This window comes from Streptomyces sp. NPDC002133 (assembly GCF_040296405.1).
GTDB lineage: Bacteria > Actinomycetota > Actinomycetes > Streptomycetales > Streptomycetaceae > Streptomyces.
In genome coordinates this window covers 1-21,730 of sequence record NZ_JBEOXF010000026.1, presented here as the reverse complement: position 1 = coordinate 21,730, position 21,730 = coordinate 1, and the positions used below count along the sequence as shown (strand labels likewise).

Annotated in this window: 19 protein-coding genes and 3 pseudogenes; 13 read left to right on the top strand and 9 right to left on the bottom strand. The window is 71.1% G+C overall.

Going from position 1 to position 21,730, the window contains the following annotated elements; genetic code table 11:
• Positions 1-59: 59 nt before the first annotated feature.
• A complete protein-coding gene (locus tag ABT078_RS23435; protein WP_351230756.1) occupies positions 60-1,976 on the bottom strand; it encodes an AMP-dependent synthetase/ligase in 1,917 nt (638 codons plus the stop codon).
• Between the two features lie 191 nt (positions 1,977-2,167).
• Between ABT078_RS23435 and ABT078_RS23430 the strand changes: the two genes are divergently transcribed.
• The gene (locus ABT078_RS23430; RefSeq protein WP_351230754.1) at positions 2,168-2,425 is read left to right on the top strand and encodes a hypothetical protein; all 258 of its coding nucleotides are present in this window, start codon (positions 2,168-2,170) and stop codon (positions 2,423-2,425) included.
• A 54-nt stretch (positions 2,426-2,479) separates the two neighbouring features.
• On the opposite strand, the gene ABT078_RS23425 is transcribed toward ABT078_RS23430, so the two are convergent.
• Positions 2,480-3,433 (bottom strand): GlxA family transcriptional regulator, encoded by a 954-nt coding sequence (locus ABT078_RS23425; RefSeq protein WP_351230752.1) that lies wholly within the window; start codon positions 3,431-3,433, stop codon positions 2,480-2,482.
• Between the two features lie 154 nt (positions 3,434-3,587).
• On the opposite strand from ABT078_RS23425, the gene ABT078_RS23420 reads away from it, so the two are divergent.
• Positions 3,588-4,037: a hypothetical protein gene (locus ABT078_RS23420; RefSeq protein ID WP_351230750.1), complete on the top strand. Its 450-nt coding sequence runs from the start codon at positions 3,588-3,590 to the stop codon at positions 4,035-4,037.
• Between the two features lie 398 nt (positions 4,038-4,435).
• Positions 4,436-5,101, top strand: coding sequence for a GntR family transcriptional regulator (locus ABT078_RS23415; protein WP_351230748.1), 666 nt, complete (start codon positions 4,436-4,438; stop codon positions 5,099-5,101).
• A 51-nt stretch (positions 5,102-5,152) separates the two neighbouring features.
• Here the strand turns inward: ABT078_RS23415 and ABT078_RS23410 are convergent, their stop codons facing one another.
• Positions 5,153-5,578, bottom strand: coding sequence for a YchJ family protein (locus tag ABT078_RS23410; protein WP_351230746.1), 426 nt, complete (start codon positions 5,576-5,578; stop codon positions 5,153-5,155).
• A gap of 125 nt (positions 5,579-5,703) precedes the next feature.
• On the opposite strand from ABT078_RS23410, the gene ABT078_RS23405 reads away from it, so the two are divergent.
• Positions 5,704-7,470 carry a hydroxysqualene dehydroxylase gene (locus tag ABT078_RS23405; RefSeq protein WP_351230744.1) on the top strand — a complete coding sequence of 589 codons (1,767 nt, stop codon included), beginning with the start codon at positions 5,704-5,706 and terminating at the stop codon, positions 7,468-7,470.
• A gap of 51 nt (positions 7,471-7,521) precedes the next feature.
• On the opposite strand, the pseudogene ABT078_RS23400 reads toward ABT078_RS23405, so the two are convergent.
• Positions 7,522-7,889, bottom strand: a pseudogene (locus ABT078_RS23400) (beta-galactosidase small subunit-related protein); the annotation flags it as partial.
• A gap of 475 nt (positions 7,890-8,364) precedes the next feature.
• On the opposite strand from ABT078_RS23400, the pseudogene ABT078_RS23395 reads away from it, so the two are divergent.
• From ABT078_RS23395 to ABT078_RS23370, 6 genes and pseudogenes are all read left to right on the top strand, one after another.
• Positions 8,365-8,602 (top strand): annotated as a pseudogene (locus ABT078_RS23395) (family 4 glycosyl hydrolase); the annotation flags it as partial.
• Between the two features lie 11 nt (positions 8,603-8,613).
• Positions 8,614-11,730, top strand: a complete 3,117-nt coding sequence (locus ABT078_RS23390) for an alpha-mannosidase (RefSeq protein WP_351230742.1) — start codon at positions 8,614-8,616, stop codon at positions 11,728-11,730.
• Between the two features lie 138 nt (positions 11,731-11,868).
• Positions 11,869-12,372 (top strand): DinB family protein, encoded by a 504-nt coding sequence (locus ABT078_RS23385; protein ID WP_351230740.1) that lies wholly within the window; start codon positions 11,869-11,871, stop codon positions 12,370-12,372.
• A 53-nt stretch (positions 12,373-12,425) separates the two neighbouring features.
• A complete protein-coding gene (locus ABT078_RS23380; RefSeq protein WP_351230738.1) occupies positions 12,426-12,935 on the top strand; it encodes a mycothiol transferase in 510 nt (169 codons plus the stop codon).
• Positions 12,936-12,987: 52 nt separating this feature from the next.
• Complete coding sequence (locus ABT078_RS23375) at positions 12,988-13,977, top strand: D-cysteine desulfhydrase family protein (protein ID WP_351230736.1); 990 nt, start codon at positions 12,988-12,990, stop codon at positions 13,975-13,977.
• 368 nt (positions 13,978-14,345) lie between these two features.
• A complete protein-coding gene (locus ABT078_RS23370; protein WP_351230734.1) occupies positions 14,346-16,256 on the top strand; it encodes a M64 family metallopeptidase in 1,911 nt (636 codons plus the stop codon).
• Here the strand turns inward: ABT078_RS23370 and ABT078_RS23365 are convergent.
• The 3 genes from ABT078_RS23365 to ABT078_RS23355 all read right to left on the bottom strand — a co-directional run bounded on the left by ABT078_RS23365 (position 16,249) and on the right by ABT078_RS23355 (position 18,290).
• Complete coding sequence (locus tag ABT078_RS23365) at positions 16,249-17,058, bottom strand: SAM-dependent methyltransferase (protein ID WP_351230732.1); 810 nt, start codon at positions 17,056-17,058, stop codon at positions 16,249-16,251. The two genes, ABT078_RS23370 and ABT078_RS23365, sit on opposite strands and share 8 nt — an antisense overlap.
• A gap of 134 nt (positions 17,059-17,192) precedes the next feature.
• Positions 17,193-17,429 carry a DUF397 domain-containing protein gene (locus ABT078_RS23360; protein WP_093657991.1) on the bottom strand — a complete coding sequence of 79 codons (237 nt, stop codon included), beginning with the start codon at positions 17,427-17,429 and terminating at the stop codon, positions 17,193-17,195.
• The gene (locus ABT078_RS23355) at positions 17,430-18,290 is read right to left on the bottom strand and encodes a Sco1979 family transcriptional regulator (protein ID WP_351230730.1); all 861 of its coding nucleotides are present in this window, start codon (positions 18,288-18,290) and stop codon (positions 17,430-17,432) included.
• 211 nt (positions 18,291-18,501) lie between these two features.
• Between ABT078_RS23355 and ABT078_RS23350 the strand changes: the two genes are divergently transcribed.
• The 3 genes from ABT078_RS23350 to ABT078_RS23340 all read left to right on the top strand — a co-directional run bounded on the left by ABT078_RS23350 (position 18,502) and on the right by ABT078_RS23340 (position 20,493).
• Positions 18,502-18,963, top strand: coding sequence for an ATP-binding protein (locus ABT078_RS23350; protein ID WP_351230728.1), 462 nt, complete (start codon positions 18,502-18,504; stop codon positions 18,961-18,963).
• Between the two features lie 5 nt (positions 18,964-18,968).
• Positions 18,969-19,376: a hypothetical protein gene (locus ABT078_RS23345; RefSeq protein ID WP_351230883.1), complete on the top strand. Its 408-nt coding sequence runs from the start codon at positions 18,969-18,971 to the stop codon at positions 19,374-19,376.
• Between the two features lie 295 nt (positions 19,377-19,671).
• Positions 19,672-20,493, top strand: a complete 822-nt coding sequence (locus tag ABT078_RS23340; protein ID WP_351230726.1) for a metallophosphoesterase family protein — start codon at positions 19,672-19,674, stop codon at positions 20,491-20,493.
• Positions 20,494-20,673: 180 nt separating this feature from the next.
• Here the strand turns inward: ABT078_RS23340 and ABT078_RS23335 are convergent, their stop codons facing one another.
• Positions 20,674-21,021 carry a hypothetical protein gene (locus ABT078_RS23335; RefSeq protein ID WP_351230724.1) on the bottom strand — a complete coding sequence of 116 codons (348 nt, stop codon included), beginning with the start codon at positions 21,019-21,021 and terminating at the stop codon, positions 20,674-20,676.
• A gap of 475 nt (positions 21,022-21,496) precedes the next feature.
• A pseudogene (locus ABT078_RS23325) lies at positions 21,497-21,730 on the bottom strand (IS701 family transposase); the annotation flags it as partial.

The following is a 21,730-nucleotide window of genomic DNA, read 5'->3' as shown; positions in this document are numbered from 1 at the left end:
GACGCTCGCGGAGGCCCGCGAAGCCAGCGCGTGAGGGGTACCCGGGTGAGCCTGCCGAGTCAGCCGTACAGCGCCTCGATCTCCCTGGAGTACGCCGCCGTCACCGCGTGCCGTTTGATCTTCAGCGACGGCGTCAGCAGCCCGTTCTCCTCGGTGAACTCCCCCGCCACGATGCGGAATTCACGGATCGACTCCGCCCTCGACACGGCCTTGTTGGTGTACTCGACGGCCTTACGGACGTCGGCGATCATCGCCGGGTCGTCGCACAGGTCGGCGAGCGGGGTGTCCGCGGGACGTTTGCGGACCGTGAGCCAGTGCTGGACGGCGTCCGGGTCGAGGGTGACGAGCGCGGCGACGAAGGGGCGGTTGTCCCCGACGACGATGCACTGGCCGACGGGCGGGCGGCTGCGCAGCCGGTCCTCGAGCACGGCGGGCGAGACGTTCTTGCCGCCGGAGGTGACGAGTATGTCCTTCTTCCGCCCGGTGATCGTGAGATGGCCGTCCTCGTCCAGTGACCCGAGATCGCCGGTGGCGAACCATTCGTCGTGCAGCACGTCGCCGGTGGCCGCGGGGTTGTTCCAGTACGCGCCGAAGACGATGCCGCCCTTGATCAGCACCTCACCGTCGTCGGCGATCCGCACGGCCGTGCCGGGGACGGGCAGCCCGACGGTACCGGGGCGTGGGCTGAGCGGCGGGGTGATCGTGGCGGCCGCGGTGGTCTCCGTGAGGCCGTACCCCTCGTAGATGATGATCCCGGCGGCGTAGAAGAAGAGGTTGAGGCGGCGGTCGAGCGGGGAGCCGCCGCTGATGGCGTACCGCAGTCTGCCGCCGAGCTCCTTGCGGATGCGCCGGTAGACGAGCAGGTCGTACAGCGCCCAGCCGAGGTACAGGCCGGGCCCCGGTCCCTTGCCGCGGCCGAGGAACTTGTCGAGGTACGCCTCGCCGAACCGTACGCCGATCCGGTCGGCCCGGTCGAAGGACGAGCCGCGGCCGATCTTCTCGGCGGTGGCCCGGCCGGTGTCGTGGATCTTCTCGAAGAGATACGGCACGCCGACGACGAAGGTCGGCCTGAACCCCTGGAGCTCGGGGCGGAGTTCGTCGGGCTTGATGCTCGGGCAGTGTCCGAGTTCGATGCGCGCGAGGAGGCAGGCGATCTGGAGGGTGCGCCCGAGGATGTGCGCGAGCGGAAGGAAGAGGAGGGTGGCCGCGGTCTGGCCGGTGACCTCCTTGAAGACCGGGTGCAGCAGCTCGACGGTGTTCGCGGCCTCGGCGTGCAGATTGCCGTGGGTGAGTACGCAGCCCTTGGGGCGGCCGGTCGTGCCCGAGGTGTAGCAGAGGGTGGCGATGGTGTCGGGGGTGAGCGCGGCCCGGCGCTTGGTGACCTCGTCGTCCGGTACGTCCCGGCCGAGGGTGGCGAGGTCCCTCAGCGCGCCGCCGTCGATGCGCCACTCACGGGGCGGTTCGGGGAGCTGCCGGGAGGCTTCGGCGACGGTCGCGGCGTTGTCGTCGTTCTCCACGACGACGAAGCGGGCGCCGGAGTCGCGCAGGATCCAGGCGATCTGCTCGGCGGACGAGGTGGCGTACACGGGCACGGATTGTCCGCCCGCGGCCCAGACGGCGAAGTCCAGGACGGTCCACTCGTAGCGGGTGCGCGACATCAGGGCGACCCGCCCGCCGGGCTCCAGACCGGACGCGATCAGGCCTTTCGCCACGGCCGTGACCTCCTGGGCGAAGGCGGCCGCCGTCACGGGCCGCCAGCTGCCGGCCTCCTTGCGCCTGAGGACGACCGCGTCGGGCGCCTCCTCGGCATTGACGTAAGGTATGTCGGCGGTGGATCCGGAGGCCACTGGCCCGACGAGCGGCGCGGCCCGCACCTCCCGAACGGTTCCGTCCTGGTCCCTGATCAGTTCGACCATGGCGCGTTCCGCCAGGTCGGAGCGGTGTTTGGCCCTCCTGAGATCCTTGCGCACGCCCATGGTCGGCTCCCGTTCGCGGACTTGGGGGCTTACTGCGGAGTCAACTTACTCCCGCGTAAGGAGAAATCAACCGAACGGTTGCAGCACAGAGACATCCCTGCGGGCGAACCGTGAAGCCCATCCGGTACCTATAGAGGACAACACACCCCATGCCCGGCGACCCCGGAGCAAGCAGCAGCGAAGGACCTCACGTGACCGCGTCGAACCTCGTCCCCGTCCCGATCCCTGATGGCGTAGCAGCCCTGATCGGGTCCTGCATGCCGCTCGGCATCCTCCAGGCGGAGATCGACGCCGAATGCGCCGCCCGCGAGGCCCGTCGCTTCCGTGCGCCGTTCTGCCCCGAGGACCAGGCGGACCGCGAGCACGCGCTCGCGGCGCTGGCCAGGGCGAACAAGGTCCTGGCGGCGTACAACCCGGGTCTGGTGCTGCGGCACGGCAGGGGGTTCTGACGGTCGGTCCGGCGTGATCCACAGACGCCGGACGGGCTCGGAACGAGGCGCCGCCTAGGACGCCCCGGTGCCGCGGAAGGCGCGGCGGTAGGCGTGCGGGCTGGTGCCGACCTGGCGTTTGAAGCGGTCACGGAAGGACGTCGGAGACCCGAAGCCCACCTGCGTGGCGATGCGGTCGACCGGGTGGGCGGTCGTCTCCAGCAGGTGCTGGGCCTGGCGGATGCGGGCCCGGTGGAGCCACTGCAGCGGAGTCGTGCCGGTCTGCTCGCGGAAGCGACGGTTGATCGTGCGCGCGCTCATCCCGGCGTGCTCGGCGATATCGGCGAGGGTGAGCTCACGACCGGCGTTCTCCTCCATCCAGAGCAGCACCGGCTCGAGTGTGGCGCCGGCCGGAGCCGGAGGCTGTTCATGGACGATGAACTGGGCCTGGCCGCCCTCGCGTTCGAGGGGCATGACCGAGAGGCGGGCCGTGTCCGCGGCGACCGCCGAGCCGTAGTCACGGCGGATCATGTGCAGGCACAGATCGAGTCCCGCGGCCGACCCCGCCGAGGTGAGGAACTGGCCGTTGTCGACGTAGAGCACGTCCGGGTCGACCTGGATCCTCGGGTACATCCGGGCGAGGGCCTCGGTGCCCAGCCAGTGCGTGGTGGCCCTCAGGCCGTCGAGCAGCCCGGTGGCGGCGAGGATGAAGGAGCCCACGCAGATCGAGGCGATCCGGGTGCCGTCCGCCGCGGCCTGCCGCAGGGCGTCGATCACCTCGCTCGTCACCTGCGTCGCCGGGTCGGCACAGCCGGGCAGCATGATCGTGTCCGCGTCGGTGAGCGCGTCGAGGCCCCACGGTGCGCGCAGCGTGAAGGCACCGGCGTCGATCTCGTCGGCCGGCGAGCAGACCTTCACCCGGTAGGCGGGCCGGCCGTCGGGCAGCCGGGCGCGCCCCAAGGCGTCGATGGGGGTGGACAGATCGAAGGGGATGACGCCGTCGAGGGCGAGTACGGCCACGGTGTGCATGGCCACAAAGTACGCCACCACCGGGTTCCGGCCAACAGCGGTGAGCTGCGACGCAGCCCTCTGATGCCGGACCGCACCGCCGTGGCGAGAATCCGTTGGAACCTGGCATGACGGCCACTGGTCCGACCTCGCCGACCCTCGTTACCGTCCATCCGTGACCAAGATCCTCCTCATCGTCCATGTCCTGGCCGCGATCATCGCCATCGGTCCCGTCACCGTGGCCGCCAGCATGTTCCCGGCTGCCGCCCGCCACGTCCTCGCCGAGCCGGACGACGGGCGGGCCCGCGCCGTGCTCCGGAACCTCCACCGTGTGTGCCGGGTGTACGCCGTCGTCGGCGTCGTCGTCCCCGTCTTCGGTCTCGCGACCGCGATCAGCCTCCACGTCCTGGGCGACACCTGGCTGATCGTCTCGATGGTGCTCACCGCCGTGGCGGCCGCCGTGCTCGCGGCGCTGGTGCTGCCACGGCAGAGCGCGGTCCTGGAAGGCCCGGCCGACGTCGCGGACACCAGGCGGCTCGCGATGTACACCGGCATGTTCAACCTGCTCTGGGCCACGGTCACCGTGCTGATGATCGTGCGGCCGGGGTCGACGACGAGCGTCTGATCCCGTCGGCGTGCGTCAGGCGGTGGCGAACCAGGACTCCGCGAGCGCGGGCAGCATGACCGCGACCGTAGGACGTCCGGCGTCCGGCGTCCGGCGTCCGGCGTCCGGCGTCCGGCGTCCGGCAACAACTGATCAAGAGAGCCCGGAAGTAGGCGTGCGGGGGCAGTTGACGGCGGGATCACCTTCCCTGTGTCACGCCTGTTCGCGAACGCCGTGGCCGCGCAGGCGCCGTTGCGAAGGGGAATCGGCCGGGGCGCCGGTCGAGCCCCCTCACCGCCAGGGGTGTCGTGCCTGACGGGCGCACGACCCTGGACCACGATCCGTTCCCGCGTTCATACTCACCCACGCCGGATGAGATCCGTAGATCGACGAAACAAGAGAGGTCACTGGAGGCCGAGATGCTGTTCAACGGGCTGCCGCAAGGATCAGTGCCCAAGCTGGAGCGCCCGGCACCGCTGCGCGAGCAGGTGTACGAGGCTCTGCTGGAGCTGATCAGTTCGCAGTCGCTGCACCCTGGCCAGCACCTGGTGGAGGGCGAGCTCGCGAGCCACCTCGGGGTCTCCCGGCAGCCCGTACGCGAGGCGCTGCAACGGCTGAACACCGAAGGGTGGGTGGACCTTCGCCCCGACCAGGGTGCCTTCGTCCACGAACCGACCGGGGACGAGACCGACCAGCTCTTCGTCGTCCGCGCTCTGCTGGAGACCGAGGCGGCGCGCCTGGCCGCGGTAAGCTCCTCGGCCGAGGGACTTGAGCGGCTGCACGAGCTGTGCGCGACGGGCGAGGCTGCGGTCGCCGCCGACGACGTGGAGACGGTGGTGATCGCGAACGCCACGTTCCACGCTTGTGTCATGGAACTGGCGGGGAACGCAGTGCTCGCGGAGCTGGCCGCGCATGTCGAGCACAGGGTCCGCCGGTACTACACACCCATCGTCCGCCAGGCTTGGGTGGAGCACCGTGAGCTGATCGCGGCCATCGCCGACCGCGATGACGCACGCGCCCAGCAGGTCATGCGCGCCCACACCGAGGACGCCAGGACACGCTTCCCCCCAAGGCCGCGTGGTTGACGTATTCACGCTGATGGCGAGCGAGCCGGAAAGCCCGGCACTTCACCGGACTCACTTTTCGAACGTGCCGTCCACATACACCCAGGCGCCGTCGTGGCGTTCGAAGCGGCTGCGCTCGCGCAGTGCGCCGGGCTCTCCGCCGTGGGTGTAGCGGGCGAGGAAGGTGACGGTGCCGGTGGTGTGGAACATGCTGCCGTCGGTGGTGTCCAGGATCTCCAGACCGCTCCAGCGCATGCCGGGGTCGAAGTCCACGGCCGGCGGCCGGGTGGAGGGGTGCCAGGTGCGCAGCAGATACGCCTCGTCGCGGACGACGAAGGCGCTGTAGCGGGACCGCATCAGCAGTTCGGCGGTCGGGGCCGCGGACCGGCCCGTGTGGAAGCGGCCGCAGCATGCGCCGTACGAGGCGGGCAGCCCGCAGGGACAGGGCGACTCGGCGGTGACGGTGGGTCGGGCGGGGCGGGTGGTGCGTCGGGGCATGGCCTCATTGTGTCGCGCGCCGTGTCGCGCTGGGTGAATGGGCCCGCGCACGGCTTCCGGGTCGCGGGGGCCGTCCGTATGCTCCTGCGCCGGACGTGACAGTTACCGCTGAGTAGGGGCTGGACATGGATCGGTCGGGAACCACACGGCGCACCTTCATCGCAGGAGCCGCGGCGGCCGGGTCCGCCGCGGCACTCACCACGGGAGGCGGGGCGTCGGCGGCGCCCCGCTCGGCTTCCCCGTCCGTCGCCGTTCTGGGCGGCGGTGTCGCGGGCCTCACCGCGGCACATGAACTCGCGGAGCGCGGCTTACGCGTGACGGTGTACGAGAGGAGGGCCCTGGGCGGCAAGGCCCGCAGCATGGACGTGCCCGGCACGGGGAAGGGCGGCCGCAGGCCCCTGCCCGCCGAGCACGGCTTCCGCTTCATCCCCGGCATCTACCACAATCTGCCGGACACGATGCGGCGCATCCCCTTCCCCGGAAATCCGAACGGCGTCTGGGACAACCTCGTCGCCCCGCCCGAGATGTCCTTCGCCCGCACCGGGCGCGAGGACCTGCGGATCCCGCTGCCCTGGCCGGGCCACCGTCCCGCCGAGCTCACCCTGGACGAGATCCGCCGCGCCCTCACCGCGTTCTTCGACACGGCAGCCGGCATCCCGCCGCACGAGACCGCCTACTTCGTGAACCGCGGACTCGTCTTCCTCACCAGCTGTGACGAGCGGCGCAACGAGGCCTGGGAGCACACACCCTGGTGGGACTTCATCCGGGCCGAGGAGATGTCGTACGACTACCAGCGCATCCTCGCCGTCGGCCTGACGCGCAACATCGTGGCGACGAAGGCCGAGGAGGCGAGTACGCGGACGGTCGCCACGCTGCTGGAGGCGTTCGTCTTCAACGCGCTGGGCCGCGGCGCGGACGGTCCTCTGGACCGGATCCTCAACGCCCCGACCAACGAGGCCTGGATCGACCCCTGGGTCGGTCATCTGCGCTCGCTGGGCGTCGAGTTCAAGGTCGGCTGGACGCTGCGCGAGCTCGCGTACGGCTCGGGCCGGATCACGGAGGCGGTGCTGGAGGACCCGGCCGGGGCACGGCGGTCCGTCACCGCCGACCACTACATCTCGGCCATTCCGGTGGAGCACGCCCGGCGCACCTGGGGCGCGGCGCTGCGGGCCGCCGATCCTCAGCTCGCGCGGTGCGACAGGCTGGAGACGGACTGGATGACGGGCATCCAGTTCTATCTGACCGAGCGGGCGCCGCTGCTCCACGGGCATCTCAACTGCATCGACTCGCCCTGGTCCCTGACCGCCATCCAGCAGGCCGGCCACTGGCCGCACCGCGACTTCCCGCAGGACTACGGCGACGGGGCCGCGGTCGACTGCGTCTCCGTCGACATCTCCGAGTGGGACAGGCCGGGCATCCTGTACGGGAGGACGGCCAAGCAGTGCACGCGCGAGCAGGTCGCCCGTGAGGTGTGGGCCCAGCTCAAGGCCGCCCTCAACGACACGGGCCGTACGGTCCTCAAGGACAGCGCCCTGCACTCCTGGTTCCTGGACCCGGGCGTCGACGGCCTCGGCACGCCGCACCCCACGAACGACGACGAGCTCCTCATCCACCCCGTGGGCACCTTCCACAACCGGCCGACGGCCGCGACCAGGGTGCCGAACCTCTTCCTCTCGGGGGACTACGTCGCCGTCGACATCGACCTGGCGACGATGGAGGGCGCCAACGCCTCGGCCCGCGCCGCGGTCAACGCCCTCCTCGATCGCATCGGTTCACCGGCCGGGCGCTGCACGATCACGCCCCTGTTCCGTGCCCCGGAGCTCGATCACCTCAAGCGCCACGACCGCACGCGCTACCGGCTGGGGCTGCGGAACGCCTTCGACCTCGGATAGGCGAACCCGACCGGGATCCCCACCGGTCCGCAGCGCGGGGAAGGAGTTCTGCAGGGGGGCGATGGTCCAGGCCCATGATGGGTTCCGGGCGCGATCAGGTACGGGGGCAGGCTGTCCGGGCCGCAGGAGGCCGTGCCGAGGCCCCGGTGGGCCGCGTCGATGTGGACGACGCACTCGGGGCGCGGGGTGAGTTCGTCGTGGTGGGCGGCGGCGGCGAGGTCGGCGGCCCGGTGGCGGGTGACGGAGACCTGGCGGGGTGCGTCGAGCCGTACGGCCAGACCGGTGCCGTCGCCGCGGGTGAGCGTGAAGGCCCGCACTCCTGCCCGGCCGCCGCTCCCCTGGGGGCGCAGATACGGCGTGAAGGGGTCGTCGACGCGCGTCCGGTGCCGGGCCACGGCGCCGCCCGCGCACCGGTCGGGATCCAGGCCCTTTCGGCCGGTCGGCGCTCATCCTGCAGATGACGACAGGATCCTACAGAAACTCACAGAATCCAACGGCCGGGTGTGAAGAACCTGCCACCGACCAGGCGCTGCCGGGGAATCCTCGGTTCTCGCGGGTACGACACAGAAGTGACAGCGTGGTGGCAGGACACGACACGGGACCGCGGCCCGGCACCTCACTGCGCCGCGCCGCGACGCGTGACTCTGCACGCCACCGCGCGGCACGGCCCGGCAGCAGGCATCGGAGGCACACGGCATGAGGACGGTCGCGTCATGAGGCCGGCGATTCCCGGCGGCGGAGGATTCCGGGTGCCGCTCGGGTACGCGCGCTCCTCGGCGACCCCGCCGAACAGCGGGGCACCCACGTCACCCTCCACGAACTCGACCCCGCCCGGCTCGGCGCCGTCGCCAAGGCACTCCCCCACCAGGCCGCCGGGATCCGGGAAGCGCCCGTCTCGTCGACGCCGACGGCGCCCACCCGTGCGCGGTCGATCCGCTGCCGTACCACGCGACCGGCCCGGACAGGCCGTCGAACGTTTGAGGTCCTCGCCGCCGCGGTCAGCGGCTCGCGCACCACCACCGTCAGGGCCTTCGCCCTGCACCCCTGGTCGACTCCGTCACTGTCGCCCGCCGTCTGTCTCGACGGCTGCACGGGCGAGCATCCCGGCCTCGCCCATCTCAACCGGAAGTAGGTGTCTGTCACATGCACGACGAACGCCGCAGGATCGAGCAGCGGGTCGAGCGCGTACTGGAGCAGCGGATCCGGCCGCTGATCCACTCCGCCGCCGTGCCGCTGACGGTGGAGGCCTGGCAGGTCCCGGACGAGCCGGTGCCGTTCGCCGAGGCGCGGGCGGCGGCGTACGAGCCGTTCGCGATGGGCACGCCGTGGGGGCCGCCGTGGGGCACGACCTGGTTCCGGGCGCGCGGCGAGGTGCCGGCCGACTGGGCGGGGCGGAGGGTGGAGGCCTGGTTCGATCTCGGGTTCGTCAGCAGCTGGCCGGGCAACCAGGCCGAGGCGCTCGTGCATCTGCCGGACGGCACCCCGCTCAAGGCCGTCAATCCGCAGAACCAGTACGTCCCCGTCGCCTCCCCCGCCGCCGGAGGCGAGCAGGTGGCGTTCCTCGTCGAAGCCGCCTCCAACCCGGACATCCTCGCCGGCCACTTCCGCTGCCCGACTCCGATGGGCGACAAGCGCACGGCGGGCGTCGAACCGCTCTACACGTTCACGCGCGCCGATCTCGCCGTACTCGACGAGGAGGTCTGGCACCTGTCGCTGGACCTGCAGGTGCTGCGCGAGCTGATGCTGGAGCTCGGCGAGGGCGAACCGCGCCGTCACGAGATCCTGCACACGCTGGAGCGGGCGCTGGACGCACTGGACCTCGACGACGTCCCGGGGACCGCGGAAGCCGCGCGCGGCGTCCTGGCCGCCGCGCTCGCGCGTCCCGCGCACGCCGGCGCGCACACCCTGTCGGCGGTCGGGCACGCGCACATCGACACCGCCTGGCTGTGGCCGATCCGTGAGACCAGGCGCAAGACGGCCCGGACGTTCGCCAACGTCACGGCACTGGCGAAGGAGTACCCGGAGTTCGTCTTCGCCTGCTCGCAGGCGCAGCAGTACGCATGGGTGCGCGACACCCACCCGCAGGTGTGGGCCCGTATCCAGGAAGCGGTGAAGAGCGGGCAGTGGGCGCCGGTCGGCGGCATGTGGGTGGAGGCCGACGGCAATCTGCCCGGTGGTGAGGCGCTGGCCCGTCAGCTGGTGCACGGCAAGCGCTTCTTCCTCGAGGCGTTCGGGATCGAGACGGAGGGGGTGTGGCTGCCGGACTCCTTCGGGTACACGGCCGCCTATCCGCAGCTGGCGAAACTCGCCGGGATGAAGTGGTTCCTCACCCAGAAGCTGTCCTGGAACCAGACCAACGCCTTCCCCCACCACACCTTCTGGTGGGAGGGCATCGACGGCTCCCGGGTCTTCACGCACTTCCCCCCGGTGGACACGTACAACGTGGTCTTCTCCGGACGGGAGGTGGCGCACGCGGTGCGCAACTACCGGGAGAAGGGCGGAGGTACGAGGTCGCTGGCGCCGTTCGGGCACGGTGACGGCGGGGGCGGGCCCACGCGGGAAATGCTGGAGCGGGCACGGCGGCTGGCCGACCTCGAGGGCTCGGCCAAGGTCGTGATCGAGCATCCGAACGCCTTCTTCGCCGCGGCCCTGGCGGAGTACCCGGACGCTCCCGTGTGGTCGGGCGAGCTCTACCTGGAGCTGCACCGGGCTACGTACACCTCGCAGGCGCGCACCAAGCAGGGCAACCGCCGCAGTGAACACGCCCTGCGGGAGGCCGAGTTGTGGCCGACGGCAGCGGCGCTGCACGTTCCCGGGTACGCGTATCCGTACCAGGAGCTCGACGAGCTGTGGAAGACGGTGCTGCTGCACCAGTTCCACGACATCCTGCCGGGCTCCTCGATCGCGTGGGTGCACCGGGAGGCGGAGGCGGAGTACGCGCGGGTCGCGGTGGAGCTGGAGGCGCTGACCGCGCAGGCGCTGGAGGCCGTGGGCGGGGCGGGACCGGTCGAGCCGTGGGTGTACAACGCCGGTCCTCGCGACCGGGCGGAGGTCGTGCGCGTACCGGCGACGCTGGCCGGCATCCTCGATCCGGGCCTGCCTCGGCTGTCGGACGGTTCGGCGGCCGTGTTCGTCGAGGTGCCCGCGTCGGGCTGCGCGCCCGTCACGTCCGACGCGCCGGCTCAGCGGCCGGTGAGGGTCACCAACCGGTCCCTCGACAACAGTCTCGTACGGGTCGAACTGGCGGACGACGGCACCTTCGCGTCGGTCCGGGACCTGGTGGCCGACCGCGAGGTGCTGGCGCCCGGCGGCCAGGGCAATCTGCTCCGGCTGCACAGCGACCTGCCCAACTACTGGGACGCCTGGGACATCGACAAGCACTACCGCCACCGCTGGACCGACCTGCTGGAGGGCGCGACCATCAGGATCGCCGAGGACGACGCTCTGCTCGGCGCGCTGCGGGTGGAGCGGAGCTTCGGCAAGGGGTCGCGGATCGTCCAGACCGTCACCGTCAGGGCCGGCAGCCGGCGGATCGACATCGCGACCGAGATCGACTGGCACGAGGCCGAGAAGATCCTCAAGGCCGCCTTTCCGGTCGACGTGCACGCCGACCGGTCCACCGCCGAGATCCAGTTCGGCCACGTCCACCGGCCGACACACACCAACACCAGCTGGGAGGCGGCCCGGTTCGAGGTCTACGGCCACCGCTGGGTGCACGTCGGCGAGCCCGGTTACGGCGTCGCGGTCGTCAACGACTCCACATACGGACACGACGTCTCACGCACGACGCGAGAGGACGGCGGCACGACCACGACGCTACGGCTCAGCCTGGTGCGCGCGCCCCGGGTGCCCGACCCGGAGGCCGACCAGGGGCTGCACCGCTTCACCTACTCCCTGCTGCCGGGCGCGACGATCGAGGACGCGGTGGCGGAAGGGTACGCGCTGAATCTGCCGCTGCGGGTCGGGCCCGCAGGGGCGCAGGTGCCGTCCGTGGTGACGACGGACGGTCCCGCGGTCGTGGTGGAGGCGGTGAAACTCGCGGACGACGGTTCCGGCGATGTGGTCGTACGCCTCTACGAATCGCTGGGCGGGCGGGCGGCGACGACGCTGCGCACGGGGTTCCACACGACCGGGGCAGTGCTCACCGATCTCCTGGAGCGCCCCCTGCCGGACCGGCCGCCGCTCGACGTCGAGCGCGACGGCGTTGCGCTGACGCTGCGGCCGTTCCAGATCGTGACGGTGCGGCTGACCCGCGGATAGTCCTCACAGACCTTTGAACCCTCCCCCTCGTGCACGAGAGGGATCCCTGGCTCACGTCGGCTGCGGGTCGGCAACCCGTCAACTGTCCCGGGACCCGGCCCCGACGCCGTTGTCAGTGACGGCTGTTACATTCCCGGCATGACGAAGGATGTGCCCTACACCGGGGGCGAGAAGGAAAGTCTGCACGCCAGTCTGGACCGCCACCGAGACGCCGTGCTCTGGAAGCTCGACGGGCTCGACGACGAGGCCCTGCGCCGCCCGCTCACTCCGTCCGGGACGAATCTGCTGGGACTGGTGAAGCACCTGGCGTCCGTCGAGTACGGCTGGTTCTGCGAGACGTTCGGCCGCGCGGGCGAGCCTCTCTGGTTCGACCCGTTCCAGAACGAGGACATGGTGGTCGCGCCCGGCGAGTCGACCTCGGACATCGTCGAGTTCTACGGCCGGGCACGCGCCGCGGCCGACAAGGCGATCACCGAGCTCGACCTGGACGCGCTCGGTACGTCGTGGAACGGCGCAACGGTGTCGATGCGCTGGACCCTGATCCACATGATCGAGGACACCGCCAGGCACGCCGGCCACATGGACATCCTGCGCGAACTGATCGACGGCGCGACGGGCGACCATCCGGGCTCGGGCAACTGAATCCCCGCCGTGTCGGACCCCGCCGCGCGAGAGGCGCACGGTTCACTCGCCGTATGAACGCCGCAGATGTGCTTGCCGACACTTTCGGACGGATCCAGGAGGTGGTGCACGAGGCGGTCGAGGGGCTCTCCGTCGACGATCTCCACGCCCGGCTCGACCCCGGTGCGAACACCATCGCCTGGCTGGTGTGGCACCTGACGCGCATCCAGGACGACCACGTGGCCGATGCGGCCGGGCGTGAGCAGGTCTGGGTCTCCCAGGACTGGGTGGGCCGCTTCGGGCTGCCGTTCGCGGAGGATGCGACCGGCTATGGACAGTCCCGCAAGCAGGTCGCAGCGCTCCGGGTCGACTCTGCGGAGTTGCTCCTCGGCTACTTCGACGCCGTCCACGAGGAGACCGTCGCGTTCGTGGGCGGTCTGAGGGGCACGGCACTGAACAGGATCGTGGACGACTCGTGGTCGCCGCCCGTGACGCTCGGCGTCCGGCTGGTGAGCGTCATCGCGGACGATCTCCAGCACGCCGGACAGGCAGCCTTCGTGCGGGGCTCGCTCGAGCGGCGCTGAGATACCTTCTTCCTCGTCCTCGCCTTCGCCTTCAGGAGAGCAGCGCCGCAAGATGACGTCCGACAGCACCGCCCGGCGCCGGGCCGCCCTCGGCACCTGGCCGACCCCGCTCGAACCCATGCCGCGGCTGTCCCGTGCGCTCGGGCTCGGCCCGGACGACCTGTGGCTCAAGCGCGACGACCTCATCGGCCTGGGCGGCGGCGGGAACAAGATCCGCAAGCTCGAGTGGCTCTGCGGCGCGGCGCTCGCCGACGACGCCACCGTGCTGGTGACCACGGGCGCGCCACAGAGCAACCACGCCCGGCTGACCGCGGCGGCCGGGGCCCGGCTGGGGCTGGACGTCGTTCTGGTGCTCGCCGGCACGCCCGGGTCCTCGGCCTCCGGCAATCTCGCGCTCGACGGCCTCTTCGGCGCCGAGGTCGTGTGGGCGGGTGACGTCGGCGGCGCGGCGCTCGGACCCGTGGCCGAGCGGACGGCCGAGCGGCTGCGGCGTCAGGGCGCCGTCCCTGCGGTGATCCCCTTCGGCGGTTCCAGCGTGCTCGGTGCCCGCGGCTACGTCGAGTGCGGCCGCGAACTCCTCGCCCAGGCCCCCGACCTGGCCACGGTCGTCGTCGCGCTCGGCTCCGGCGGGACCATGGCCGGTCTCGTCGACGCACTGGGTCCCGCGCGCGTGCTCGGTGTCCACTGCGGGGCAGTCGACGATCCTGCCCGGACCGTGTCCGATCTGGTCTGCGGCCTCTCCGGCACGGCCTGCCCGCCGGAGAGCCTGAGGCTGAGGCTCGATCAGGTCGGCGACAGCTACGGGGCGTTGACCGAACCGGTCATGGCCGCCCTGACCCTGGCGGCCCGCACCGAAGGCATCGTGTTCGACCCGATCTACACCGGGCGCGCGATGGCCGGCCTGGCCCAGGCGGTCGAGGACGGCGACATCGTGCCCGGGCAGCGCACGGTCCTCCTGCACTCGGGCGGGCTGCCCGGGCTCTTCGGCCACCCGGAGACGCTCGCCAGGGCGGAGGCCGCGCTCAAGGCCTCAAAGGCCTAGGACTTCCCGGCGTCGGGCCTGCCCGCATCGCGCTTTCCGACCTCCGTTGCGCGGGCCCTCTCCGCAGGACGAGCCCCTCTCCGCTCCGGCCATCCCGACACTCTGCGCGCGCCGCCCTGGGCAGGCGCCGCCCGGTCGATCCGGTCGTAGCGGCTCGTGTCGAGGGGCCGACGGTGCCTTCGTCGGCGCGGGCCTCATCGCGGGCTCCCGCGACACGGGACCGGCGGCCCCCGGCGTGAGCCCGGTCGAGGAACATCGGGTCGGCGGCCCCGAAGGCGGCACATGGTCCGGGCGCCGCCCGGCGGTCGCCGCATGGCCAACTCGGCTGTCTTTACGCCCTGTTCGGCGCCGCCCTACGCTCCCGCCCCATGGACACCTCCGGCACACGTCTTCCCAGAGCCGCGGCGCTCGCCACCGCGGGCGCCCTGCTCCTCTCCGGTCTCATCGGCGCCACGCCCTCGGCGTCGGCGACCGCGGCCCCGTCACCGGCCGAGAGCGCCACCGTCGTTCCCGTCCAGACCACCGGCCCGGCCGACAAGCGCTTCAACCTGGTCCTGCTCGGCGACGGGTACACCGCCGCCGGCATGGACGAGTTCCGCGCGGACGTCGACAAGCACCTCAATGTGCTCTGGAGCATCGAGCCGTTCGCCTCGTACCGCTCGTACATCAACGTCTGGATGGTAGAGGTGCCGTCCCCCGAATCGGGTGTGGACTGCGACCCGTCGCTGGACGCGCCGCGCCGGGACACCCCGCTGAACATGGGCTTCTGGGGTGGCTGCAACCCGAGCAGCGTGCAGCGGCTGCTCACCGTCGACAGCGGCGCCGCGACCGCGCTCGCCGACCTCGTCACCGGTACGACGAGCGCCAACCGCCAGATCGTGGCGCTCGCGAACAGCGACACGTACGGCGGCGCGGGTGGTACGTACGCCACCGCGTCCGGCGGCAACGCCCTCTCCTCGCTCATCACCCCGCACGAGATAGGCCACTCGCTCGGCAAGCTCCAGGACGAGTACGACTACTACGGCCGCGGCGTCCCCGGCGGCACGTACGCCGGAGGTGAGCCCGGCTCCGTGCACCACACCCTCCTCACCGAGCAGGAGATGCGCGAACAGCGGGCGAAGTGGTGGCGCTGGCTGGGCGAGAGGAGCGAGTCCGGCGGGGTCATCGGCCGCTACGAGGGCGGGATGTACAGCACCAAGGGTGTCTGGCGGCCGAGCAAGCACTCGATCATGAAGACCCTGGGCTACGCCTTCGACCAGATCGAACGGGAGGTGATGGTCCACGCCATCTCGGCGAAGGTGAAGCTGGTCCAGGACCACACCCCGGCCACCGCCCCGATCGGAGCCGACCGGACGGTGTGGGTGGACACCCTCCACCCCGTCGGCGGCGAACTCGAGGTCGTCTGGCGGCTCGACGGCCGCCGGCTGCGGCACGCCGACGGCGCCCGCACGCTCGATCTGCGCCGTCTCGGCATCGACCGCGGCACGCACACCCTCACCGCCACGGTCAGCGACCCGACCCCGTTCGTGCGCGACCCCGCGATCCGCGCATCGGCCGCGCTGACCCGCACCGTGAGCTGGACGGTCGACGCCTCCGTAGGGACCACGCACACGCCGGTAGCGGCCGCGTTCACGGGCCACACCGCCACCGGCACACCCGTGGCGTCCACGTCCGTCGTGTACGCGGACACGACGCACCCCGGCGACCGGACGTACGCCGTCCGCTGGTCCCTCGACGGCCGCCCGCTCCCGAACCCCGGCAACGACCGCGATCTGGACCTCGGCGCACTGCGGATGAGTCCGGGCGCGCACACGCTCACGGCCCGGATCGCCGGTTCGTCCGCGGTGCTGCGCTGGACGGTTGACGCGTCCCCGGCCGCCGGGTCGTACGAACTGTCCGAGCCGCTGCGGACGGTGCACCGGCCGGGCCGGCCGCCCGAGTACGTCTACGACGGCCCGTTCACGATGAAACTGACCGCGCGCGACGACCGACCGGGCACCGTCGTCTCGCAGTTCCGGGTGGACGGCGACGGCTGGTACACGTACTACGGCTGGCCGACCGACGCGGACGCGCCGTTCCGCTTCACGCCGAGCGGCACCGTCATCGACGATCTCGTCTACGGCAAGCTGGGCACCCCGCGCGCCGTGCCGTGGGACGACGCCACACCGGACTACGGCACCCACACCGTCGAGCAGCGCACCATCGACGCGGCCGGAAACGTCAGCAGGGCGACGAGTTTCTTCGTCACCCTGCTGCCTGCCGGAGGGAGCGTCAGCTGACGCGCGCGACGCCCGCGTAACCCGGAATCGGATCGTCTCCCGGCACCTCGATGACCTCACCGAGCTCCGGGTGCCAGTCGGCGGTCAGCGAGACGCCGGGCTCGACGAGCTCGAGCCCGTCGAAGAAGCGCGTGAACTCCTCGCGGGAGCGGGTGCGCAGGGTCAGCCCGCGGGCCTTGTACATCGCGCGGGCCTCTGCCGCCTTCTCGGGGTCGAAGTCGCCCGTGGTGTGTGAGAGCACGAGGTAGCTGCCGGGTGCGAGCTGCTGGACCAGCCGGTCCACCAGCTCGTACGCCCCGTCCTCGTCGTCCACGAAGTGCAGCAGGGCGAGCATTGACAGGGCGATCGGCTGTGAGAAGTCGAGGACCTTGCCGGCCGCCTCCAGGATCGTCTCGGGGCGGCGGGCGTCGGCCTGGATGTACTCGGTGGCGCCTTCCGGGGTGCTGCGCAGCAGCGCCTCGGCGTGGGCGAGCACGATCGGGTCGTTGTCGCAGTAGACGACGCGGGACTCGGGTGCCACCTCCTGGGCTATCTGGTGGAGATTGGGCTCGGTGGGAATGCCGGTGCCGATGTCGAGGTACTGGCGTATGCCGTTGCTGCCGAGCCAGCGCGTGGCGCGGTGCATGTAGGCGCGGTTGACGCGCGCCATGTCCCGTCCGCGTGCGTCGAGGGCGAGGAGCTGCTTGGCCATCTCCTCGTCCACCGGGTAGTTGTCCTTGCCGCCGAGGAACCAGTCGTACATCCGGGCCGGGTGCGGCTTGCTGGTGTCGATGCGTACGGCGGCGGGGTCTTGCCCGGTCATCTGGCGTCTCCAAGGGTCTGCGGGTGAGCGACAAGTGGACGAACGGAACAGCGCGTACTGCACGGGCGGTTGAGCCCGGGTCATCAGGCCGGTCAGGCGGTCAGGTCAGGCCGGTCAGGCGGTCAGACAGTCGGTCAGGTCAGGAGAAAGTCTGCCTGACCTGACTTGGCGCCCTGGATGAAAGCGGCAATCTCGCCGTGCGTGTAGATGAGTGCGGGGCCGTCAGGGTCGGCGGACTGGCGCACAGCGACCCTGCCGTCGGCCAGCTTCATGGCCTCGATGCAGTTGCCGCCGTTGCCGCCGCTCCACGGCTTGTGCCATCCCTCGGAGCCGAGCTCACGGGCAGGCATGCCGTTGTATATGCGATCCATTCACAGCTCCTTGCGGACGCCCCGGAGGATGTCCTTCGTGCGTTGTGCGGTGGCGGCCTGGGCCGCCATGCGGTCCATGACCTCCAGGTGCGAGGCCACCTCGGGGCGCGCGTCGAGATAGACGGCGCCGGTCAGGTACTCGCTGTAGACCATGTCGGGCAGCTCGTGCACCGCGAACCGGAAGAGCACGAACGGGCCGTACGTGCCGGGGTGCGGTCCGGTCGCGAACTCCGCGATCTGCAGGGTGACGTTCGGCAGCGCGGTGGCCTCGAGCAGCCGGTCGATCTGGGCCCGCATCACCTTCGGGCCGCCCGCCGGCCTGCGGAGCACCGTCTCGTCGACGATCACCCAGAATCTGGGGGCCTCGGACCTGGTGAGCAGCGCCTGCCGTTCCATCCGGAGGGCGACGTGCCGCTCGATGTCGTCGGCGCTGGTGTCTCCGAGGGCGCCGCTGTGCATGACGGCGCGTGCGTAGTCCTCCGTCTGCAGCAGACCGGGGACGAAATGGGGCTCGTACGCCCGGATGAGGCTGGCGGCACCCTCCAGGCTGACGTACATGCTGAACCAGCCGGGCAGGACGTCGTGGAAGCGCTGCCACCAGCCCGGCCTGTTGGCTTCCTCGGTGAGTTGGACGAAGCCCTCGGCCTCGTCGTCGGCGATGCCGTACGCCCTGAGCAGCAGCTGCACGTAGGGGATCTTCAGCGCGACCTCGGCCGTCTCCATCCGTCGGATGGTGGCAGGGGCGACGCGGAGCACCTTGGCGGCCTCCTCGCGCTTCAGGCCGGCCCGCTCCCGCAGATCCTGCAGTTGCTTGCCGAGTACGACCTGTCCCACAGTGGGGGCGGATCGCGGCTCGCTCACTACAGCCTCCCCAGCGCCCTGTTCTCGATGTCACGACGAGTGTGCCATGCCACTGTCCCCCAGAACTCGGCACTCTGCAATTTTCAGAGTGCCTCTTGCCAAGTGTCGTCTCCGGGTGGAGAGTGACTCGGTGAACCAGTTCACGAGGCTGCCGTGCCGTGCCCGGGGAGAGGCATGTTCGGCACTGCTTCCCCACCGTGAAGGATTGGTCGTGGCACCTGGTAACGCGCTCAGCCCCCAGCTCGTCGATCCGTACGCGCCGGTGTCGACCGTCCGCCGCTTCGGGTTCGAGCTGCCCGGCCGAACCGATTCCGTGGCACGGGCCCGGCGGCTGATAAAGGAGCGGATGCAGCGCTGGGGCATCGGCGGGGACCCCCTCGACACGGTCGCACTGGTCGCCTCCGAACTCTTCACGAACGCCGTCGTGCACACCGTCAGCGAGCGGGTTCTGTGTGAACTGCGCGACATTGAGGGCCAGTTGCGCATAGCGGTGCAGGACCAGGGCTGGCCGCCCGGCGAGCCGCGGCTGCGCCGGGCGTCCGAGGACGAGCGCGGCCGCGGGCTGCTGCTGGTGGACGCGGTGAGCAGCGCCTGGGGAGCGCACGACGCCAAGCCGGGTCCCGGCCGTATCGTCTGGGCCGAGCTGGCGCTCGAGGCGGGGCGTCCGTGCTGAGGACGATGGCCGGGCTGCTCTCGCGCAGGCGGGACGAGGGCGGGGACGGCTGCGCGCAGCTGGACGTACCGGCCGGTCTGCCGGCCGCGCTGGGTTGCGACGCGGTGGGGGTGCCCGCGCGGCACGGGCGGCGGATGCTGATGCGCCTGCCGCACACGGGCTGTGTCTACTCGGACACGGACTGGTGGTGGTGGATCGTGCCGGCGGGCTCCGACGTGGAGCTGACCTGGCCGTTTCCCTCCTACTACTCCCGCGGGGCGTATGTGCCGACCTCGACGGTGCGGCTGATCCACTGGCCCGACGACACCAGCCCGTACACCCCGCCGATCCCGCTCTACCTCATGATCTGCCAGATCACGGGTACGGCGCCGGCGTGGGCGAGCTACGGCCTCCGCAGCCCGCAGGGAGCCTGAGCGCGGCAGCGGCGGCCGCTGCGGCGGGCCTCGGCACAAGCCAAGCCCGGTCCGGCGTTCGCGGACGGACGCCCCGGCCCACCGACCGGTATCGGGCACACCGACGGGGCCTGGGGGCCGGCCCAGGTACGGGAAGGGACGGGGCGGGGACAAAGCCCGCGGCCGCCGCCGCGCCGGCTCACTCCACCCTTGCCCGGTCCGCCCCGCGCAACGGGGTGGTGGTGGCGGACAGTTGGCGCCCCACGATGGGATGATCGGCGCAACGTGTCCGGTCGGGTCCATACACGGGGGTTCGATGTCTCTGCTCGCCATCAGTGATCTGCACGTCAACCACCCGGAGAACCGCAAGCACGTCGACGCCCTGCGCCCGGACTCCGACGACGACTGGCTGCTGGTCGCGGGCGATGTGGGCGACCTCGTGCAGGACGTGGAGTGGACCCTGCGGCTGCTGCGCGACCGGTTCGCCACGGTCGTCTGGGCGCCGGGGAACCACGAGCTGTGGACCGTGTCCGCCGACCCGGTCCAGGCACGCGGCGTGGAGCGCTACGACCGGCTCGTGGAGATGTGCCGGCGGCTCGGCGTCGTGACGCCGGAGGATCCACACCCGCTCTGGACGGGCGAGGACGGACAGTCCGTCGCGATCGCCCCACTGTTCCTGCTGTACGACTACACCTTCCGCCCCGACGGCACGGCCACCAAGGACGAGGCACTGGCCCAGGCGCACCGCGCGCATGTCGTCTGCACCGACGAGCACCTGCTGCACCCGGACCCGTATCCGAGCCTCGACGCCTGGTGCCGGGCACGACTGGAGCTGACCAGGTCGCGCCTGGACCAGGTGCCGGCAGAGCTGTCGACGGTACTGGTCAACCACTATCCGCTGGTGCGCGAGCCGACGCGGGTGCTGCGGTACCCGGAGTTCGCGCTGTGGTGCGGGACGGAACAGACGGCCGACTGGCACGTCCGGTACCGGGCGCGGGCGATGGTCTACGGCCATCTGCACATTCCCCGGACGACCCGGCACGACGGAGTGCCGTTCCACGAGGTGTCCGTGGGCTATCCCCGCGAGTGGCGGCCACGCGGTCGTGGGCCCGCCCGGCCCACGACCGTGCTGCGCTGACCCGCGGTCAGCAGACAGCACGTCAGCGCCCAAGGCGGCCGTCGAGTACGCAGAAGCGCCCTGTGACCAGCAGCGACGCCACGGACCCCAAGGGCCTCCGGAGGCGTGTGCGTAGGCGCTACAACGCAGAGGGGCCTCAGACTATGTCCGGGCCCCTCTGTCTTTGTGCGCTCATCAGCGCTAGCCGAAGGCTGCCGCCGGCAGTCGTGGGCCTTCCTTGCCTTCGCGAGTGCTGAGGTCCGGTGCTGCCAGGCGATAGCCGCGGCTTGTTGCTACGCGGAGCGCGTCCTTGAGGGCATCCGTCAAGTCCGCCGCCAGGTGTCGAAGTTCCTCGGGCTCGGTCTCTTCATCATCACCGAGCACTTCCAGCGCGTGCGCCACGAGGTCGGCAGCCAAGCCGAGTTGGATCGTTTCGGTGTTGTCGGCCAGGCGGGACAGGTGGCTGTTGCTGTTGTCGGTGCTCAGGTAGCAGGGCTTGCCGTCGGGGCCCGTCCACGGGAGGAGGCGCAGTCCGTTGTGGGGTGTCATCCGTCGGCCCTTCTGTCTTCGGTCGTGTGGTGGGTGGTGAAGAGTGCGTCGGCGCGGTCGCCGGGGAGGACCAGGAGGGCTGCCTCGACCACGCGGCCGGTGGTGTCGGCAGATACGCGAGTGATCGCGAGGACAGCCAGCGCCGAGCTGATCCGGAGGGTTGAGGCTTTCCTCTGAGGTTGGGAGGCGGGCGTTGACCCTTTCTCGGATCTCCGCGAGCCGGGGGCGGAGATCCGCCCGCTCCAGCCAACGACAGGACGCCTCGGGCGGCGCCAGGTCTCGGGGGACGTAGATGCGGGCCAGGCTGTGGGGCGACTCCCCCTCGTGGCTTAGTACTGCAACCGCATGTGAGGGTTGTGGCCTCGGCGTTGGTAGTGGCAGCGGCGGGCGCGGGCTTGGCTGCGGCGGCGGAAGTGTGACCAGTGCAGACGATGCTCGTTGGGATGGCAGCGGGGCGTGAGGACAACGTGCCCGATCAGCCGGCGGATCTCCGGGACGCTGAGGGGTATGAGGTCTTGTCCGTCGTCTCCACCGCCCCTTTTGCGGCTTCTGTGGCGCGGACGGCGGTGAGGTAGGCGAGGGCGGCCATGGCCAGGGTGATGTGCCGGTACCAAGCCCGGTAGAGCCGGACCTGGTAGTGGTCCAGCCCGCACTCGCCTTTCGCGGTCTGGAAGCACTCCTCCACCTGCCAGCGGGCACCGGCCGTCCT

Coding starts and splice junctions, on each gene's coding strand:
- ABT078_RS23365 (WP_351230732.1), bottom strand. CDS start 17,058: ATGACCGGGCAAGACCCCGCCGCCGTACGCATCGACACCAGCAAGCCG.
- ABT078_RS23370 (WP_351230734.1), top strand. CDS start 14,346: ATGGACACCTCCGGCACACGTCTTCCCAGAGCCGCGGCGCTCGCCACC.
- ABT078_RS23435 (WP_351230756.1), bottom strand. CDS start 1,976: ATGGGCGTGCGCAAGGATCTCAGGAGGGCCAAACACCGCTCCGACCTG.
- ABT078_RS23410 (WP_351230746.1), bottom strand. CDS start 5,578: ATGCCCCGACGCACCACCCGCCCCGCCCGACCCACCGTCACCGCCGAG.
- ABT078_RS23335 (WP_351230724.1), bottom strand. CDS start 21,021: ATGACACCCCACAACGGACTGCGCCTCCTCCCGTGGACGGGCCCCGAC.
- ABT078_RS23425 (WP_351230752.1), bottom strand. CDS start 3,433: ATGCACACCGTGGCCGTACTCGCCCTCGACGGCGTCATCCCCTTCGAT.
- ABT078_RS23415 (WP_351230748.1), top strand. CDS start 4,436: ATGCTGTTCAACGGGCTGCCGCAAGGATCAGTGCCCAAGCTGGAGCGC.
- ABT078_RS23345 (WP_351230883.1), top strand. CDS start 18,969: ATGGCCGGGCTGCTCTCGCGCAGGCGGGACGAGGGCGGGGACGGCTGC.
- ABT078_RS23380 (WP_351230738.1), top strand. CDS start 12,426: ATGAACGCCGCAGATGTGCTTGCCGACACTTTCGGACGGATCCAGGAG.
- ABT078_RS23390 (WP_351230742.1), top strand. CDS start 8,614: ATGCACGACGAACGCCGCAGGATCGAGCAGCGGGTCGAGCGCGTACTG.
- ABT078_RS23360 (WP_093657991.1), bottom strand. CDS start 17,429: ATGGATCGCATATACAACGGCATGCCTGCCCGTGAGCTCGGCTCCGAG.
- ABT078_RS23340 (WP_351230726.1), top strand. CDS start 19,672: ATGTCTCTGCTCGCCATCAGTGATCTGCACGTCAACCACCCGGAGAAC.
- ABT078_RS23375 (WP_351230736.1), top strand. CDS start 12,988: ATGACGTCCGACAGCACCGCCCGGCGCCGGGCCGCCCTCGGCACCTGG.
- ABT078_RS23385 (WP_351230740.1), top strand. CDS start 11,869: ATGACGAAGGATGTGCCCTACACCGGGGGCGAGAAGGAAAGTCTGCAC.
- ABT078_RS23405 (WP_351230744.1), top strand. CDS start 5,704: ATGGATCGGTCGGGAACCACACGGCGCACCTTCATCGCAGGAGCCGCG.